Origin of the sequence: Paenibacillus ginsengihumi DSM 21568 (assembly GCF_000380965.1) — a bacterium.
Classification (GTDB): domain Bacteria; phylum Bacillota; class Bacilli; order Paenibacillales; family NBRC-103111; genus Paenibacillus_G; species Paenibacillus_G ginsengihumi.
On the sequence record NZ_KB905632.1, the window covers coordinates 1 to 17,743 of the forward strand.

Consider the following 17,743-nt stretch of genomic DNA (forward strand, 5'->3'; position numbering starts at 1 on the left):
CTACGGTCTGTTTTTACCTGATCGCCTGCCCGTTTCGGAATAAGGGAAGGCGCGATGACTTCACAAGCTGCCCCCATCGATTGAATCCAGCGGTACAATTCGTACCCGGTCGGCCCGGCTTCATAACAAAACGAAAGGGTGCTCGGATCTCCCAACTGTTTAATTAATTTCCGAATTGCCTCAGGTTTGTGAGGAATAGCTCCAAGATAACGAGGGGCTTCTCGACCGCTATCTGCCACCGCTACAGCAATTTTTTCTTTCGATACATCTAAACCAATGAATTTTGTGGCATACTTCATAAGTAACAGCTCCTTTTGCTTAGTAGCTCTGAAAATGTGTCCTACACTCACATTTTTAACCTACGATCGCTAGCAAATACGGAGCTGTTTTACGTTCATGTTAACTTATCAGAGCTCATTGGGCCATTTTGGGAGAAATAAGATCATTCTTCATTCTTATTTTGCTTGGAAGATTAGGCTGGACTGGATTCGGACGATCCGGTCTTCGATCTGCTAGTCTATTCAAAACAAAAATCCGCAGCAAGTGCGGATTCATTGGGTCACGGTTGATAATCTCTCTAACGGAAATCGATAAGGCGGAGTCACAGCGAAATGCCGATGATTAACGGTCAACGTTGGCGTCGGGAGCTTTATCCGCTACAAGATTCAAGACGATGTTATGTTCAAGCAACGCCTTTAGCCCGCAGAGCACCATCGTGTATCCTCCCATATCGTCAACGGCTCTAGTTACGATCTCATCTCCGTTTCCAGTATAGCCCGAGCTTGTAATCGCAACAAAGGTTTCGTTATCCGCTCGGGGAGTAAATATCCACTCGGTCTCGGTGCTGTCCGACCATTCGATGCGGATCCGCTTGTTTTCTTCGAGTTCTTTGACATAAACGTCATCGGAAACGCCATACATCTCCCAATCCCATTTGACACGACGGCCCGCTTCCAATCTGCCGCTGCTTTTTGTGAACCAAAATTTTGTCGTTATCGCCGGGTTGGCAAAAGCCTCAAAAACCTCTTCAACAGGTTTTCTAATGAGCATTCCCGCTTTAACAACGGGGATATGACTCAGCGTTGTCATCCCTGAACCGCGCTTTCGTCCATGTATATGAGCTCCCAAATATGACCGTCCAAATCCTGGAAGCTGCAGCTGTACATGAAGCCGTGATCGACCGGATCGTACGCCTTGCCGCCGGCAGCCTGCACTTTCCGGATCAATTCGTCGACCTCCTCCCGGCTCGCAGCCGACAATCCGACAAGTACTTCCGTGCTTTTGGTCGCATCGGCGATTTCGGTTTTGATGAAGCCCTTGAAAAAGGGCTCGATCAGCAGCATCGCATAAATATTTTCCCCAATGATCATGCAGGTGGCATTCTCGTCGGTAAATTGCGGATTGAAATCAAACCCGAGCCTGGAAAAGAAGTCGATCGAGCGATTGAGGTCCTTTACGGGCAAATTGACGAAAATTTGTTTGGATTGATATCCCATCTTAAATTCCCCTTTGTCAAAAGATTATCGAGAGTCTCACGGTGGCTTACATTGATTATGCTACCATATTACCCGCTTTCCGATTTCTTCTCGATTGCGGTCCTTGCCAGGAAGCGGCATCACTTAGCGTACGATACATAACCTTTTTCGTTTGGGAGATACTGCATTCTGAGGGGGGAATGGACATGACTCGAGAAACGCCGTTTGCGCCGCAGCTGCAGACGAATATCGAGCATATTCGGTTGCTCATGGGAGAGAGCACCGATTTTGTCGTCCGCGAAATTGCGATTTCCTGCAGCAAGCGCGCCGTGCTGTTTTATTTGGACGGGATGATCGACAAGCCGACGCTGCAGGATCATTTGCTCGCTCCGCTGCAAGAGCGGCGGCACGGGGATGAGTTTTCCCTGAGCGAATTGAAGGACTGCATTCTGAATGCGGGCGAGGTCAGTTTTGTCTTCAGTATTGAGGACGGTTTGCAGCGGGTTTTGTCCGGCAGCGTGCTGGTCGTCCTGGACGGAGCTGAGGAAGGCATCTCGGTCGCTATGCCGGGATGGGAAGATCGCGATATTACGGAGCCGAAGCTGCAGACGGTCATTCGCGGGCCGCAGGATTCGTTTACCGAAACGATTCGCACGAATACGACGTTAGTCCGCCGCAGAATCAAGGATATTCGGCTGCGGTTAACGACGGTGCAGGTAGGCGCCGAGACCAAAACGGACGTGGCGATTATGTACATTCAAGGCGTCGCGAACGATGAGATGGTGCGGCAAACGCTGGAGAAGCTAAACCGCATCCGGGAAAACCGGGTGCTTGAAGGAGAATACCTGGAGGAAAATCTTCGCGAGGGCAAGATTCAGACGATTTTCCCGCTGTTCTACAATACCGATCGGCCCGATTCGATTGCCGCAGGCATTATGGAAGGCAAGATCGCCATCTTTATTGACGGGACCCCTTTCGTCCTGCTCGCACCGGCGCTCTTCGTCGACTTTATCCAATCGGCAGAGGACTATTATCAATCGTATTTATACAGCAATTTCATCCGCATATTGAGGTATATCGCCTTATTCATCTGTTTGCTGGCACCTGCTATCTATATCGCGTTAACGACATTCCACCAGGATATGTTTCCAACCGTTCTGCTGCTAAATCTTGCGGCGCAGCGGGAAGGCGTTCCGTTCCCGGCATTTGTGGAAGCGCTCATTATGGAGGTTACCTTCGAAATATTGCGGGAAGCAGGAATTCGCATGCCTCGGACCATCGGTCAGGCCGTTTCGATTGTCGGTACGATCGTCATCGGTCAAGCTGCCGTCGAGGCGAGCATCGTATCGGCGGTGATGGTCATCGTCGTCTCCATCACGGCCATCTCAAGCTTTGTGATCCCTTCTTATTCCATGTCGATTGCCATACGCCTGCTGCGATTTATTTTCATGGGTTTGGCTGCCGTGTTCGGCATCTACGGGCTGACGATCGGCATGATCCTGCTCATTATCCATCTATGCAGTTTGCATTCGTTCGGCGTACCTTACACGAGCCCGGTCGCGCCGTTCAACGCAAGCAAGGAGCGCGACGCGATCCTCCGGTTTCCTTACGGACGCCGATGACGAACGAACCTTCGTCATCGGTCGTCACCTTCGGTACTGAAAATTTGCTGACGGTCATCATCAAATGATCAGGATGGATCGCGGCGGAATGCGAACTAAACCTGTCCGGATGGGGGAAATTAGCGATGAACAGAAACGGAAAACGGCTGCTGTCCTTGCTGCTATGGATCATGCTCGCCATTGCTGCCAGCGGCTGCTGGAACCGGCGCGAGCTGAACGAGCTGTCCGTTGTGCTGGCCATGGGCATCGATCAGGTCGGCGACCAATACGAAATCAGCTTGCAGACGGTCGACCCTTCCCAAATGGGGCGCAACCGAAAAACGGAACGGTCGCCGACAACCGTCTATTCGGAGCGCGCGCCGACGTTGTTCGAGGCGATTCGCAAGATCACGACCAAGGCGTCGCGCAGAATGTACGGCTCTCATCTGCACTTGCTGCTGTTCGACGAAAACGTCGCCAGGGCGGGAATCCGAAGGACGCTCGATCTGATGTTGCGGGATCATGAGGTCAAGGCCCGATTTTCACGTGGCCGTCGTCAAGAATCGCAAGGCCAAAGAAGTGCTCGCAATGATCACACCTACCGAGGTGCTGCCCGGAATGGAATTGTACAAGTCATTGCGCGCCTCGCAAAAAACGTGGGCCCCCACCGCATCCGTCAGCGCTAAGGAACTGATGAAAATGCTGTTAAAAAAAGGCGTTGATCCTGTATTAACCGGACTGACCTTGACCGGAAATCGGGAAAAAGGGGGGCTGCCGGATAATGCAAGGCGGCCTGATCCGTATGAGATTTATCAATATACCGGCATCGGCGTGTTCCGGGACGACCGCCTCGTCGGTTGGTTAAATGATACTGAAAGCAAAGCCTATAATTATATCACAAACCATATCTACAGTACGGTGCTCACCGTGCCGTGTCCTCATGCGCCGGGTAATTTCGTCGTGGAGGTCACCAAGTCGAAAATAAAGATCGAGCCCCGCATTGTCGACGGGGAGCCTCGCATTCGCCTCGTTGCGGATACGGAAGGCAATATTGCGGAGGTGGCGTGCGCAGCCGATTTGAAGAATCAAGAGACCTTCAACGACTTGGAACAGGCCGTCATGAAGTTAACGAAAAGTCGGCTGCTAAATGGAATACAACGAGTGCAGAAGCAGTACGCGTCAGACATATTCGGATTCGGCGAAGCGTTTCACCGGAAATATCCGAAGCAGTGGCATCAGTGGAAAGACGACTGGAATCGGCAGTTTCAGAAGCTCCCTGTCGAGATCGAGCAGAAATATCGGCTGCTGCATTTCGGCCGCATGATTAACCCGACAGACGATCATGTCAAACAGGAGGAGCAATAACGTTGCTCATCGTCATTCTTGCCATCCTGCTGCTTGTATTCTTCATCGAGATCCGCCGGCAGAAGCGGCTTAAGCAATACCGCGACATGGGTGCCAACGCCTTCCTGACCGCCATCGGCTTCGGAGCGGGCCTCTTATTTTTGTTCGGCGTCCCTTTGCCCAGCCCTCTGTATGCGATCCAAGCGCTGTTTCAACCGGCCAGTCGATGGATCGAGAAACTGTTATCGTAATCGGAGGTTCTGCTGATGAATGAAATGTTTACGGGCCGGCAGGCTACGCTGTGGTTTATTTTATACTTGATCGGGAACGGATTTTTGCTGCTCCCTTCGGTGCTGGCCGCCACAGCGAAGCAGGACGTCTGGCTGTCGGTGCTCCTGGCCATCGGGTTTCAAATGGCGCTAGTTCCGATGTATATTGCCATCTCCAAGCAGATGCAGGGGAAGTCGATGGCCATTCATCTTCAGACCCTATTCGGGCGGCGGGTTGGCGGACTTGCCGCCATTGCGTTCGTGCTGCTTGTCCCTTACCTGAACTTGGTGATCACGCTCAGGCATTTGGACGACTTTATTCAAACGACGATGATGCCGGAGACGCCGAGCGAAGCGATCTATACATTCATGTTCGTCGCCGTCTATTATGCCATCCGCTCCGGCGCCGCAGTCATCGGGCGATCCGTCGAAATCTTGTTCTTCGTTATCCCGCTGCTGTATGCGCTTGTGACGTTTGCACTGGTATCGAAGCTCGATTATAACAATCTGCTTCCCATGCTTGAATACGGCTGGAAGCCTGTTATCCGCGGCTCGTTTCCTATCTTTGCTTTTCCGTTTATGGAAACGGTGCTGTTTTTGTTCTTGAAGAATCGCATGAAAAACCCGGATCTATGGAAGAGGTCTGTCGTATGGAGCATTCTGATCAGCGGGGCCATGTACTTGATTATGTTCGTGAATACGACCGCGGTGCTCGGACAAGAAGCCATGTCGAATTTAACGTATGCCAGCTATTTTGTCGTGCGGACGATCAGCATCGCCGATTTTATCGAACGGTTCGAAATCGCCGTCACGATTTTCTGGTATATTTCGATCTTTTACCGGCTAGTCCTGCTGATGTATATCACCGTGCACGTAACCGCCGATGTTGTGCGGCTGCAGAACCCTTCCGCCCTGCTCGTTCCGCTGATGGTCATCGCGCTTGTTATGGCCCGCTCGATATGGCCGGATACTTCGTTCTTGTTCGAGATGTTCCGCATCTGGCCTTACTATGCCGCCTGTTACGGAATCGCCTTCCCGCTCCTGCTGTGGTTAATGGGCTGCTTCAAAAGCCGGGTCAATCGTCAAAGCGCAAGCGTCCAGGCAAGCAGCGATTGACGGCCCAACCGGCAGGTTACCGTTTGTCCGTGTGCCGTCGCGAGCGGCTGAGAAACCGCTGCATCAGCAAGGGAAGGGAAATCAGGATCGGCGGATCGTCCACCCGAGGAAGGTGAAGCATCGCTTCCTGGTACGGCACGGCATGCTGCGGCCCGACGATGATCGGCTTCTTCGACCGGGTACGCAGCGTGGTATAAGGAAGCATGAAATCCGTCGCTTTCATATCCCAGGAAACCGATGTGGCCATCAGGTAATAGACACCCGGCTTGACCCCCGTAAAACAAAATTCCCCAAGCGAGGAAAGCACCGTGCCATATAAAGGCAGCCGTTCGGGAATCGGCTTGGCGAACAGCCCGACGAAGATGATGCCTTCAAAAGGAATTTCTGCCCGCATGCATCCTGCGACGACGCCGCTGCTTATGGAAGCCGCCGGCCTGCCCCAGTCGCCGAGCCGCTGCAGGGAGCGAAGCGCGTCGTCCGCCTGCTGCGACTGCCCCCGAAAGACGGCCGGCGTGACGCCGACCCGTTCGGTGAACCGGGTCGTGAAGGTGCCCAGGCTTTGCTGACCGATCTCCAGCGCGATGTCGCGGACGCTCAAATTCGTGTGCAGCAGCAGGTCCTTGGCCCTCTGCAGCCGCATTGCCGATACGTAATACAATGGGCTCAGACCGGTTCTTTCCTTAAAGATGCGAGTGAAATGATAAGGACTGTATGCCGCGTACCGGGCCAATCGCGACAGCGGAAGCGGCTCGTAAATATTTTGGTGAATATACTTGATCACTTCATCGATTTCGGAATAGCGGTCTGCCATCATTGGATTAACGTCCTCCATCCGTAACTTTATGCTTCGCGCAGGATTGTCAAAAGCCGTTCCATCCGCTAAAATGATCAACACGAACCCAGAACAATCGTTCGCGTATATCATATCACATTCTTTTTGAGGAGGGAACCGTTTACTTTTATTTTACAAAATGATTTTTGTCCGGTTTGCCGGGGCACGCGCCTGTCCGAAAGATGACAGCACGCTGTCAACATTGTCCATTTATAATGGAACGGTTCACCGGAAAGAACAATTATACCGAAACTATACCGAAATGTTCGAATTGATACCGGAAACCGATTCGAATATAATACCAAGGTATAGATAAAGGAGGAGAGAAACGTGAATACCGCTGGAGCTGCTGCTACTTCGGCCCCCCGCGAGATCGGGGAAGTCAAGCGACTTCCGATTCTGATCTCGCTGCTTATCGGGGCTTTTTTCTCGATTTTGAACGAAACATTGCTGAACATCGCGTTTCCCGAGCTCGTGCTCGAGCTGAACGTCTCGCCTACAACGCTTCAATGGCTGGCAACCGCCTATATGCTCGTTGTCGGCGTCCTCGTCCCTGCATCGGCGCTTCTCGTGCAATGGTTCACGACAAGACAGATGTTCCTCGGCGCGATGACGCTGTTCACGGTGGGTACCTTGGTATGCGGCACTGCGCCGCAATTTGCCTTTCTGCTGCTCGGCCGCGTGCTGCAGGCGGCAGGAACCGGGCTATTGCTGCCGGTTATGATGAATACGATTCTGGTGCTGTACCCGCCGGAAAAACGGGGGGCGGCGATGGGAACGATCGGACTGGTGATCATGTTCGCGCCGGCCATCGGACCGACGCTGTCCGGGCTGATCCTGAATTATTTCGATTGGCGCTGGCTGTTCTACCTGGTGCTGCCGTTCGCCGTCTTTTCCATCGCGTTCGCTGCGATCTACTTGAAAAATGTGACGGAGCCGACCAGGCCTAAAGTCGACTGGACCTCGATCATTCTGTCCACGATCGGTTTCGGCGGCCTCGTATACGGCTTCAGCAGTTCGGGCGAGGGACATGCCGGCTGGTCCAGTCCGCAAGTTTACGGCACGGTAATCGTCGGCGGCATTTCCCTGCTGCTGTTCGTGCTGCGGCAATTCCGGGTTCGCGAGCCTCTGATGGATCTGAGGGCGTTCCGCTTCCCGATGTTCGCACTTACAACGATTATGCTCATCATTATGATGATGACCCTGTTCTCGACGATCGCCCTGCTGCCGTTCCTGTTTCAGGGCGCGCTGGGACTTACCGTATTCGCTTCGGGACTGCTGCTGCTTCCGGGCAGCCTGCTGAACGGATTGATTTCGCCTCTTATGGGGCGGCTGTTCGACAAGTTCGGCCCGAGAGCGATGGTCATTCCCGGAACGGCCTGTCTGACCGTTATTATGTGGATTTTTACGCGGGTGAACGAGACGACGCCCCTGCCGGTCTTTCTTGTCCTGCACATTGTCATGATGATCTGTATTTCGATGATCATGATGCCGACGCAGACGAACGGCCTGAATCAGCTGCCGCCCCGGTACTATCCGCACGGCACCGCGATTCTGAACACGCTGCAGCAAGTCGCCGGCGCGATTGGCGTCGCGTTCTTCATCGGCATTATGACCTCGGGTCAGAACCGATTCCTGGCCAGCTCCCCGAATCCGGAAGCCAAAGATCAAATCGCCCAGGCTACCGTCCTTGGCGTGCATAATGCGTTTCTGTTCGGCTTCGGCTTTGCTGTGATCGCTTTTGTGCTCGCCCTGTTCATCAAGCGGACGCATGCGCCGAAGGAGTAAATTTTGTTAAATCTTATGTAAAAATCATGCAAGGACGAGCGACCGCTTTATTAGCGGTCGTTTTTCTTGAGATATGTCCGGGCTGGTGCCTTTGCCCTAGGCTGGGTTCTATGCCTCAGACTTGAGCCACATGCCCCAGCTGGAGCCACGTGCCCCAGGCTGCTGTGGCGCTGTCGAGCCGATCCCGCGTGCCTCCCATTCGAGCCCTCATGCGCTCTCATCGGCGGATCAGGCAAGATTAGGCCGTGACGTTAAGAATACCGCTCCATGACTTGGGTCACGTCACAAGCGATTTCGCGTTTTAGGAGGCCGTTACCACTACTCAAGCCGCAAGCAAGGCATGGACTTAAAGCATCAATCGTGCCAGCGCGGCATGCAAAAAGCCGGCCGAGAACGAAAAGCGGACCTGGCTGGAACCTTTCGGATCACCCTATCATCTCTAACGCTTGCGACAAACGCTATTTTGATAAAACGCGCCCTGTTAAAAATGTAACGAAACGAAGTAGCGCTATTTGGTCAGAAACGCTGATTCTGGCAACCAAAAATGCGGAATAAGGCTGCTCGCAAGCGTTAGAATGCCAAAACGATCATTTGGAGCGAAATAAGCTCTGTGGCAAGCGTTAGCTATAGCCAGACAGCAAGCGAAGGCTTGCGAAGCGAGCATTTCCCGCCTATTGCCTTGGCTGCGACCCGAGAGTGAGCCGCAGTTTATGACCGGGTTCGCCCGCCGACTTCGTAAAAGGGCTGTTTTCATTCAAGTCTCATCTCGGGCGGCGGCAATCGTAAACGTCACGACGGCTCCGCCGCCCTCCGCATTGCCGGCTTGAATCTGCCCTCCGTGGCTTTCGACAAGCCGCCTGGCAATGTAAAGACCGAGCCCGGAATGGCCCTCCGCCTGCCCCCGCGCCTTGTCAGCACGGTAAAACCGCTCGAACACCTTGTCCTCCTCCCCGGGCGCGAACCCGGGACCGGTATCCCGAATCCGAAAGCAGAGCTGCCGTCCGGACGCTTTCAACCCCACTTCGATCCGGCCGCCGGCAGGAGTATACGAGATGCTGTTGGAAAGAATATTGGCGAGAATGCGCTCCAGCTTCTCCGAATCAATCAGATACGTTCCCGGACTCCCTTCCGGTTGAAAGAAAATGCGTATTTCCTTGCTGCCTGCCGCCGGCTCGAACTGTTTAACCAGCTTCTCAGTCCAGGCGGCGGGCTCGAGGGGCGAGACCTGCAGCCGCCCTTCGAAGCTCTCCAGCTCGGCGCTGTATTGCAGCTGGCGCACGAGTCCGGCGCTTTTGCGGGCGTTGTCGCGAATGACCGTCAAATACCGGCGCCGCTTGTCTTCGGAAGCCCCGGATTCGAGCAGCGCCTCGGCATACCCCGAGATGATCGATATCGGCGTTTTCAAATCATGGGCCAGCGCTTCGATCATTTCGGTCTTCTCCCGCTCCAGTTCCCACTGCGCGGACAGCGATGAGCGCAGCTCGCCCTGCATTTGAACGAACGCCGCGCACAACTGCCCCAGCTCATTATCGGCGCGGTAGTCGATCGTAAAATCGAGATCTTTGCCCGCGATTTTGCGCGACGCCTGCATCAGCATCCGGAGCGGCTCGTTAATGCGACGGGCAAGCTTTTTGGCGAAGAGCAGCGTAAACAGAAGGATGTAAAAAAACGGGGACAGCAGCACAGCAGCATACACGGCGGCCAACCATTCCCGCCCTTCGGCATAGGTTGGACTCAGCATGTAGGACAGCAGCACGGCCGCTGAAATTTGCCCGGCCGCATCGACGATCGGCACTGTCAGCACATACCGACCGCGGTGGACAGTCAGCGTATTCAGCCCGTCATACAGCTGCTGTCTTCCCTCAAAGACCGGTTCACGCAGGGTGCCGTACAAATAATTCCCGTCGCTGTCAACCACCTGATAGAGAATCCCGCTTTCAGGCACCTGCTGCTCCAGCGCCTCCTTCGCGGCCGGGTCGAGCAGGCGTGTATTCTCCTGGCGGATGTACGCCCGAATGTCAGGAAGCTGCTTTTCGTAATAGTTGGCCGGATAGACGCTAGAGTATTCCAAGCGGATAAACAGCAGCGCTCCGAGCACGTAAGTGGCCGCGGTGGCCAGCAGACTGAGCAGCAAGATCAGGGCAAAGCCAAGGACAAACTGCGATTTCAGCGACCAATGAGCGATTTTCTTCATAGCTGCCCCTTATTCCATTTGTAGCCGATGCCCCAAACCGTCTGTATATACTCTCCGCTCGGGTCGGCTGCGGCCAGCTTGGCCCGAATTTTCTTAATATGCTCGACGACGGTCGAGGAATCGCCCTCCGCATCCCAGCCCCAGATCCGCTCGTACATCTGCTCGCGGGAAAAAACTTGCCCGGGGTGCAGTGCCAGCAGCTCGACGATCTCGTATTCCCTCCGGGTGAGCGGGACCGGCTCTCCGCGTACCGCGACCGCCATTCCCTTAAGGTCGAGCTGCAAATGGCGAAAGCGAAGCCGAGTCTCCGCGCCGCTCTGTTCGCCGCCGGCTCCGGCGCGCTGTCTCGCCCGCTCCTCCCTTCGCAGGTTAGCCTCAATGCGGGCGAGAAATTCCCGCAAGCCGAAGGGCTTCACGATATAATCGTCGCCTCCCAGCGAGAAGCCTTTGACCCGATCGTTTTCCGACTGTCTGGCGCTGACGAAGAGGATCGGACACGTTACCGTATCGCGTATCGCCCGGCATACGTCGAAGCCGTCCCGCCCCGGCATCATGATGTCCAATATGACCAAATCGGGCTGCGAGCGTGCCAGCTCGATGCCACGCTCCCCGTCGTAAGCAGCCAGCACGCGGTGCCCCTTGGCCGTCAGCTCATCCGACAGCAATTCCACCATGTCCCGTTCGTCGTCTACGATCAAAATCGTACTCATCCTAACCTCCGCCATCTATTCGTAAGCTTTGCGTCCTTCCCATCTCATGAACCATATTGTACCGAAGATCGAGACGATGATAAACAAAGCGGCGGCGAGCAGCAGCCCGCCGTCAACCTCCTGTCCGTAGCGCTCGAGAAGAGCGGCTTTCGGCCCCTGCCGAAACTCCGGTAGACGCGCCACCAGCGGATACAGCGACAGCCTGACGGGCCAGGCCCAAGGGATGAACATCCAGATCCGGTCGCCAATCGCTGTGGCGCCCATGATCGCGGCCACGAGAAATCCCGCTCCGCCGACAGCGGCCGAAGCGCCCATCCCGAAGGCCAGCGCGAGCCATAAGTGCAGCGCGCACAGCGCCAGCGAGCCCGCTGTCGCGTAAGCGGCGCCGGTCAGAAACAGAGAGGCATCGGCGCCGGCGACGCCGAGCAGCGCCTCCATGCCGAAGACCGTCAGCAGCGCGGCAGCGAAGATGCCGCAGCCGACCGGCAGCGCGAGCATCAGCAGCTTGCCCGCGAAGCTCAGCGCCCGGGGCTGCTGCCGGCCCAAAAGCGCGCCGAAGCGGCCGGCCTGCTCCTCCTGCATGGCGATCAGCCCGGCCAACAGCCCGACCGCCAGCGGCAGCGCCGCCGCGACCAATTGAAAGAACGCGTCGTACATCGCGTTCGCCAGGCCCGGCGCAGGCGACCGGCCTGAGAAATACCACAGCAGGATGCCCGCGGCCAGCGGAGGCGCGCCGAACACGAGCCACCGGTAACCGGTGCGTTTGGTCATGAGCCAGTCGGCGCGAAGAATACGCAGCAGCGTCATCGTTTAGCGCACCTCCCTGCGAGCGTAACATATGGCGGTCAACAGCAAGGAGACGGCCAGAAAGGCGAGTGCCAGCCCGATCGCAAGCGGAATGACGGATCGGTCGAACAGCGGATCGCCGGCTGGCAGCGGAACGCCGTTCGGATGAACCCCAATGAGCGGGGCCATCGCCCGGGTCGGCCAGCTCCACGGGACCGCCAGCCAATGCGGCCTCGGCGCCGACAGGACGCCCGCGAACAGGCCGGCCAGGCCGAGCAGGAGCGAGAGCGCCGTCCCTTTCCAGGCCGCGGCCAGCAACTGCAGCGGTATCAGCGCTGTCGACAGCACCCAGACGGCTGCGCTCGCTACGAGGATGCGGCCCAGAGGCGCCGGCCCTTCGGCGATGAGCAGCCCTGCAAGCAGCGTCGAGAAGACGAGCATCGCGGAGGATAGCAGCGTATGCCCGGCCAGGACAGCCGCCTTGGCCAGCCACAGGAGACGGGGCGAAACCGGCCGCGCCCGCAGGCTGCGCTCGGCGCCCGACTTTCGCTCCCGGGCTTCCGTCAGCGCGCACAGAAGCGCGGTCCCAAGCGGCACGAACAGCACCGACCACCAGTTAAACACCATGGCCAGCAGCGCCTCCCAGGTGCTGAGCTGACCGTCCGGCATCAGCATTTTGACGGCGATGGCATAGAGAACAAAAAATAGCGGGGCGCCGATGACCAGCTTCCTGGCAAAGGTGCGCCTCGATTTCAGGACTTCGGCCTGAAGCAGGTTAAGCATGGCGCGCTCCTCCTTCCGCTTGCCGCTCGCGTACGACTTCCATAAACAAAGCTTCCAGGTCGGTCCCGCGCCGGTTCGCGCCCTCGTACAGCAGCCGCCCTTCGCTAATAATGCCGATATCGTCGGCTGTTTGCTCCACTTCGCTCAAAATATGGCTCGACAGGATCACCGTGATGCCCCGCGCCGGAAAGGAGCGGATCAGCTCGCGCAGTTCCTGGATGCCGAGCGGATCGAGCCCGTTCGTCGGCTCATCCAAAATCAGCAGCCGCGGGCTATGCACAAGCGCAATGGCGATGCCCAGCCTCTGCCGCATGCCCAGCGAGAACTGGGATGCCTTTTTCCTGCCGGTATTCGTCAGGTCGACGGTCTCAAGCGCGCTCCGAATCGCGGACTCGGGCAGCTTCAGCAGGCGGGCGTGGACCAGCAAATTTTCGCGTGCCGTCAAGTTGCCGTACAGCGCCGGAGCTTCGATCAGCGCTCCGATCTCGCCCAGGCAGTCGCGGGTCCATGGCTTGCCGTTCATGCGGATTTCGCCGGAAGAAGGCCGCAGCAGTCCAGCGATCATCTTCAGCGTCGTCGTTTTGCCGGCTCCATTGGGCCCCAGCAAGCCGTACACCGTTCCCTCGCGGACATGAAGCGAGACGCCGGATACGGCGGCTTGCTTGCCGAAGCGTTTTTCCAAATTCACCGTGCGTAAAATGTCATTCATTGCTATCATCCTCTGTCGGTATTCCGGGAGAACGTCCCCCTACGCTGGAGAGCTTATCAAGCAATTATAAAGAATCGATAAAGATCGCTGCGTACAAGCCAAAAAAACAAACCGCCGGCCCTTCGCCCCATCGCGAAACAGGCCAAGCGGTATGAACGGACAGCTTTCGCAACTGCCGCGCCGCGTTCATCTTCCATACTCTTCAAGAAAAAACTACTCCTCCGCTCAAAGCTTGTTCCGCTGATCGGTCTGCAGCGCACGATACGCCTTCATGAACGGGTCCGGACCGATTTTGACCGTGTACGAATAGACACCCCGCTTCGTGTGCAAGTACAATATTCCGCCCTCCGCGCCCATTCTGCGAAATGACATATCGAACACATCGTTAAGCGAAAACTCCCTGCGCCAGGTGACAATTTTGTCGGGGTACAAATACATGGCGCGCTCGCTGACGACCGACTGCTGTTCAATGCCCGTTATTTCCCGCTCCACTTTGTAATACGGCTGTACCGCGATCCAATCCATGAGCTGACTCGGCCCCCTCCCGTGCTAATTCTTGCTATCAGTATAAACGAATCAGCCCGGAAATAAAAAGCAACTGCCCTGCCGAGCTCTGTCGCTTGTGATGAATGAAGGCTGCGAGCGAGCTCGGCATCGAGATCCGCGTCAGCCAGATGACGCACTGCCGGGACGCGCAGGGCGCGCCTTCCGCTTACGGCACTTTTCAAGTCATATACAACGGCAAGCTGCTGACCTATCACCCAATGACCAAAAGAGAACTGCTCAAGCTGCTTCAAGAAGCCAGGTAAGTTTCCGGATGATTCGGCTTCATTCCTTTCGTTGCTCCGCATAAGCAGGCTGCAGGAAAGGGCCCCTTACAGGACAAGCCAGCGGGCCCGCTTGCTGACTTGTTCTAATTTCACCGGGCGGCCTCTCCCGTCTGAAACTGCTTTCTCGCCCATTCCGCATACGACGGATGGGTTTGCAGCAGCTGCTCGTGCGTGCCGATGCCAGTCACCCTGCCGTACTCCAGCACGACGATCTGGTCCGCCTCGACGACCGTCGACAGCCGGTGGGCGATAACGATCGTCGTCCGGTCGACCATCAAATTCGCCAGCGCCTTCTGCACCTCATGCTCGGAGTTGCTGTCCAGGCTGGCTGTCGCTTCGTCGAGCAGCAGAATATCGGGCTTGCGGAGCAGCGCCCGGGCGATCGCGATCCGCTGCCGCTGGCCTCCCGACAGCTGAATGCCCCGCTCCCCGACATCGGTATCGTAGCCCCGCGGCAGCGAGCTAATAAAGTCGTGGGCATACGCCAGCGTGCTCGCCTGGACGATCTCCTCCTCGCTCACTTCGTCTTCCCGGCCGTAGACGATATTTTGCCGAATCGATCCGGTCATGAGCGGACTGTCTTGCGAGACATAGCCGATCTTCCGTCTCCAAGCCGCAAGCGAGAAGCTTTCAATCGGCTCGTCCCCATATCGAATGCAGCCGGAGTCGGGCAAATAGAAGCGTTCCAGCAGCGAGAACACCGTCGTCTTGCCGCTGCCGCTCGGACCGACGAGCGCCGTCACCTTGCGGGCGGGGATCGTCAGGTCGACGTTCTGCAGAATAGGCTCCCCCGGATGATAGGAAAACGTCACGTTCTTAAACGTTACATCCTTCAGCCCGCTTGGTGCCGGAAGGTCGGGCGCATCACTCTCGGGGGCCATCTCCAGAATCAGCCGCAGCCGCTCCGTCGCCCCCATCACCTTTTGCAAATGCGAATAGAAGGTGGCGAACTGGCTGAACGGGAACATGATCTGGAACAGCAGCAGGATGAACGACACGAGCTCCCCGGCACTCAAGGCGCCCGACGAGACGCGCAGCCCGCCATAGCCGATAATGACGACAAGCAGCACGATCATCGCCATCGTCATGAGCGGCGCAAGAATCGCGTTGATTTTCGCCTCTTTGATCCCGAACCGGTACAGGCTGTCGATATGAGCCTGTCCGCCAAGCTCCTCTCTCCGCTCGGCATTCGACGCTTTGACCAGCCGGATTTCGCCGATGACTTGAGTCAGCTGAACGGCCAGCTTCGCCAGCTCCTCCTGCATGCTGAGCGAAATTTTGAACATTTTGTCGCCGATCGGCATGATGATCGCAAACGACAGCGGAACGGCGACCAGAATCACCAGCGTCATTTGCCAATCGATATAAAACAGAATGGCCACCGCCCCGATCACCGTCAGCAAATTCGAGCAGAACGAGATCAGATGATCGGTGATCAGTGTCTTAATCTCGTTCGTATCATTCGTAATCCGGCTCATCGTATCGGCCGAGCGGTGCTTGTCGAAGAACGGGACGGGCAGCGACAGCACCCGGCTCCACAGCTGCTTGCGGAGCTTGCTCACCATCTTGTTGCCGGCATGCGCCAGCATAAAATAAGAGACGCCGCTCGTTATCGCCTGCACGACGAATACGCCGATCAACAGCGCGATCGTCCCGGCTTGGAACGACCCGCCGCCGAAATTGTCAATCAGATTGCCGGTCATCAGCGGCACGACCAGCCCGAGCACCGAAGCGACCAGACTGAGCGCGATCGCTGCGGCGATCAGCAGCTTCGGGATGCCGCTCATGCGCAGCACAAATATCAAATAGCGGATCGTAGCCTTTTGCAACGGCGCTTTTCCTTCTTCCTCCGGCATAGGCATATTCGTTCCGCCTTTTTGCGATACTGTCATGCCAATCCCCCTTTTTTCTTCCGAAAAATGTAGCGGTCTCCTTCGGCCCGTTCGCCCATCGGTTCATGGACCGCGGATAACGCGCCAGTCAATGAAAGATTCGTTCGCCAACATACGGCTATTCCCCGAACCAAGCTTCCCTGTCTTTACGTAAAAAAGCTCCCGTATACGACGCACCGACCGCTGCGACCTCCTTCCGGCGTTCCGGCGGCAACGACAGCTTCTCCCGCTTCCCCTCCTTCGGGCCCTGAATCGATCGCCCAATCAGTATTACGAATCAGCCCGAGATGATGTTCCACCAAAATGACGGTATTTCCCGCATCAACCAACCGGTGCAGCAGAACGAGCAGCCGCTTGACGTCGCCCGGATGAAGGCCGGTCGACGGCACGTCGAGCAAATAAAGCGTATGCTGCCTGGACGGCCTGCTCAAAGCTCCTTGGCCAGCTTGATTCGCTGTCCTCTTTGCTGCCCGACAAGGTGCCGGCGGACCGGCCCCATTTCAAGTAGCCGAGTCCGTCCTCGGCCAGACGCGCGGCATCCACAACTTGTATCGGCTGCTTCAGGCGACGGGCTTGATGAGGCGTCCACACAATATCAGCCCTCCATCATCTCTAACACTTGTGACAAACGCTATTTTGCTGAAACGTAACCTTGTAGAAATGTAACGAAACGGGGTAGCACTATTTTGCCCAAAACGCTGAATCCGGTAGCCAAAATTGCCAAATAAGGCTTCTCGCTTGCTATACAATTTCAAATCGAGCGTTTCGAGTGAAATAAGCTCTCTGGCAAGCGTTAGCTAAAGCCAACCGCCAGGCGAAGGCTTGCGAAGTGAGCAATCTGTCTTTGTCCGCGATCCAGCAGCGAGCAATCCATTCCCGGCAGCTCGTTTCGCCGACCGCGAATGCCGGTGATGATCGCCGGCCGCGATTCATACAGACCTACCCGGGCACATGAGGCGGCGAATCCTGCAAAAAATGCAACATTTTCCTCATTCCTCGCGCTATAGGATAGGAAGGGGATTGTTGTATTTTGTACAACAATTTGGGTTCGATTGGCTTCAAACCCGGGAACAGCGCCCGAATTGTTGCACTTTCTACAACATTGAGCTGTAAATAGGGCTGATCCCTCCGTTTTGTAGAGTGAAGGGCTGGGGGTACCAGCCCCTCCTCATCAAACCGTACGTGAAGTTTTCCCTCATACGGCTTTCCGACGTTCTTCACCTTGGACAGTACGTTTGCCCCAAATTGCGACGGTTTTCAGACCCGCCATCCGAAGTAATTCGAACACATTTACCTGACTGGCTCTCCTCTTCTTGTGTTTTCTGTTCCACCACAGACTTATTCTTCTGCGGATATGCCAGTCCACTTTGGTCAGGAATCGGTTTGCCATGGTCGGGTCTATGCTCGCGTAGTA

General features: G+C 56.1%; 17 protein-coding genes and 3 pseudogenes. 7 read left to right on the forward strand and 13 right to left on the reverse strand.

The window, feature by feature from the left end; all coding sequences use genetic code 11:
- The 3 genes and pseudogenes from F591_RS28990 to F591_RS0124555 form a co-directional block, all read right to left on the reverse strand.
- A pseudogene (locus tag F591_RS28990) lies at positions 1 to 299 on the reverse strand (IS110 family RNA-guided transposase); the annotation flags it as partial.
- A 322-nt stretch (positions 300 to 621) separates the two neighbouring features.
- Positions 622 to 1,089 carry an SRPBCC family protein gene (locus tag F591_RS0124550; protein ID WP_019537248.1) on the reverse strand — a complete coding sequence of 156 codons (468 nt, stop codon included), beginning with the start codon at positions 1,087 to 1,089 and terminating at the stop codon, positions 622 to 624.
- On the reverse strand, positions 1,086 to 1,496 hold the full coding sequence (locus F591_RS0124555; protein WP_019537249.1) for a VOC family protein: 411 nt from the start codon (positions 1,494 to 1,496) through the stop codon (positions 1,086 to 1,088). Before F591_RS0124555 ends, F591_RS0124550 begins: the two co-directional genes overlap by 4 nt.
- Before the next feature lie 185 nt (positions 1,497 to 1,681).
- Between F591_RS0124555 and F591_RS0124560 the strand changes: the two genes are divergently transcribed.
- The 5 genes from F591_RS0124560 to F591_RS0124575 all read left to right on the forward strand — a co-directional run bounded on the left by F591_RS0124560 (position 1,682) and on the right by F591_RS0124575 (position 5,805).
- Positions 1,682 to 3,097, forward strand: coding sequence for a spore germination protein (locus tag F591_RS0124560; RefSeq protein WP_019537250.1), 1,416 nt, complete (start codon positions 1,682 to 1,684; stop codon positions 3,095 to 3,097).
- A gap of 125 nt (positions 3,098 to 3,222) precedes the next feature.
- A complete protein-coding gene (locus tag F591_RS33135) occupies positions 3,223 to 3,762 on the forward strand; it encodes a Ger(x)C family spore germination protein (protein WP_245581126.1) in 540 nt (179 codons plus the stop codon).
- Positions 3,665 to 4,441: a Ger(x)C family spore germination protein gene (locus F591_RS33140; protein ID WP_245581127.1), complete on the forward strand. Its 777-nt coding sequence runs from the start codon at positions 3,665 to 3,667 to the stop codon at positions 4,439 to 4,441. The genes F591_RS33135 and F591_RS33140 overlap by 98 nt, the downstream gene beginning before the upstream one ends.
- Positions 4,442 to 4,443: 2 nt before the next feature.
- Positions 4,444 to 4,671, forward strand: a complete 228-nt coding sequence (locus F591_RS29000; protein WP_019537251.1) for a hypothetical protein — start codon at positions 4,444 to 4,446, stop codon at positions 4,669 to 4,671.
- A 15-nt stretch (positions 4,672 to 4,686) separates the two neighbouring features.
- A complete protein-coding gene (locus F591_RS0124575) occupies positions 4,687 to 5,805 on the forward strand; it encodes a GerAB/ArcD/ProY family transporter (protein ID WP_019537252.1) in 1,119 nt (372 codons plus the stop codon).
- Positions 5,806 to 5,821: 16 nt separating this feature from the next.
- Here the strand turns inward: F591_RS0124575 and F591_RS0124580 are convergent, their stop codons facing one another.
- Entirely contained in the window at positions 5,822 to 6,619 is a 798-nt protein-coding gene (locus F591_RS0124580) for a helix-turn-helix domain-containing protein (RefSeq protein ID WP_019537253.1), read from the reverse strand.
- A gap of 348 nt (positions 6,620 to 6,967) precedes the next feature.
- On the opposite strand from F591_RS0124580, the gene F591_RS0124585 reads away from it, so the two are divergent.
- Positions 6,968 to 8,425, forward strand: coding sequence for an MDR family MFS transporter (locus tag F591_RS0124585; protein WP_019537254.1), 1,458 nt, complete (start codon positions 6,968 to 6,970; stop codon positions 8,423 to 8,425).
- 754 nt (positions 8,426 to 9,179) lie between these two features.
- On the opposite strand, the gene F591_RS0124595 is transcribed toward F591_RS0124585, so the two are convergent.
- From F591_RS0124595 to F591_RS0124620, 6 genes are all read right to left on the reverse strand, one after another.
- Complete coding sequence (locus F591_RS0124595) at positions 9,180 to 10,619, reverse strand: sensor histidine kinase (RefSeq protein ID WP_019537255.1); 1,440 nt, start codon at positions 10,617 to 10,619, stop codon at positions 9,180 to 9,182.
- On the reverse strand, positions 10,616 to 11,329 hold the full coding sequence (locus F591_RS0124600; RefSeq protein WP_019537256.1) for a response regulator transcription factor: 714 nt from the start codon (positions 11,327 to 11,329) through the stop codon (positions 10,616 to 10,618). The genes F591_RS0124595 and F591_RS0124600 overlap by 4 nt, the downstream gene beginning before the upstream one ends.
- A gap of 15 nt (positions 11,330 to 11,344) precedes the next feature.
- Positions 11,345 to 12,136: a lantibiotic immunity ABC transporter MutG family permease subunit gene (locus F591_RS0124605; RefSeq protein ID WP_019537257.1), complete on the reverse strand. Its 792-nt coding sequence runs from the start codon at positions 12,134 to 12,136 to the stop codon at positions 11,345 to 11,347.
- Between the two features lie 3 nt (positions 12,137 to 12,139).
- Complete coding sequence (locus tag F591_RS0124610) at positions 12,140 to 12,898, reverse strand: lantibiotic immunity ABC transporter MutE/EpiE family permease subunit (protein WP_019537258.1); 759 nt, start codon at positions 12,896 to 12,898, stop codon at positions 12,140 to 12,142.
- Positions 12,891 to 13,607: a lantibiotic protection ABC transporter ATP-binding protein gene (locus F591_RS0124615; RefSeq protein WP_019537259.1), complete on the reverse strand. Its 717-nt coding sequence runs from the start codon at positions 13,605 to 13,607 to the stop codon at positions 12,891 to 12,893. The genes F591_RS0124610 and F591_RS0124615 overlap by 8 nt, the downstream gene beginning before the upstream one ends.
- Positions 13,608 to 13,832: 225 nt before the next feature.
- Positions 13,833 to 14,132, reverse strand: a complete 300-nt coding sequence (locus F591_RS0124620; RefSeq protein WP_019537260.1) for a hypothetical protein — start codon at positions 14,130 to 14,132, stop codon at positions 13,833 to 13,835.
- 104 nt (positions 14,133 to 14,236) lie between these two features.
- Here F591_RS0124620 and F591_RS0124625 point away from each other — a divergent pair, with 104 nt between their 5' ends.
- Entirely contained in the window at positions 14,237 to 14,416 is a 180-nt protein-coding gene (locus F591_RS0124625) for a YoaP domain-containing protein (RefSeq protein WP_019537261.1), read from the forward strand.
- Positions 14,417 to 14,526: 110 nt separating this feature from the next.
- Here the strand turns inward: F591_RS0124625 and F591_RS0124630 are convergent, their stop codons facing one another.
- The 3 genes and pseudogenes from F591_RS0124630 to F591_RS32475 form a co-directional block, all read right to left on the reverse strand.
- Positions 14,527 to 16,329, reverse strand: a complete 1,803-nt coding sequence (locus tag F591_RS0124630; protein WP_019537262.1) for an ABC transporter ATP-binding protein — start codon at positions 16,327 to 16,329, stop codon at positions 14,527 to 14,529.
- 118 nt (positions 16,330 to 16,447) lie between these two features.
- Positions 16,448 to 16,860: pseudogene (uvrA, locus tag F591_RS0124635) on the reverse strand (ABC-ATPase UvrA); the annotation flags it as partial.
- Between the two features lie 664 nt (positions 16,861 to 17,524).
- Positions 17,525 to 17,743 (reverse strand): annotated as a pseudogene (locus F591_RS32475) (group II intron reverse transcriptase/maturase); the annotation flags it as partial.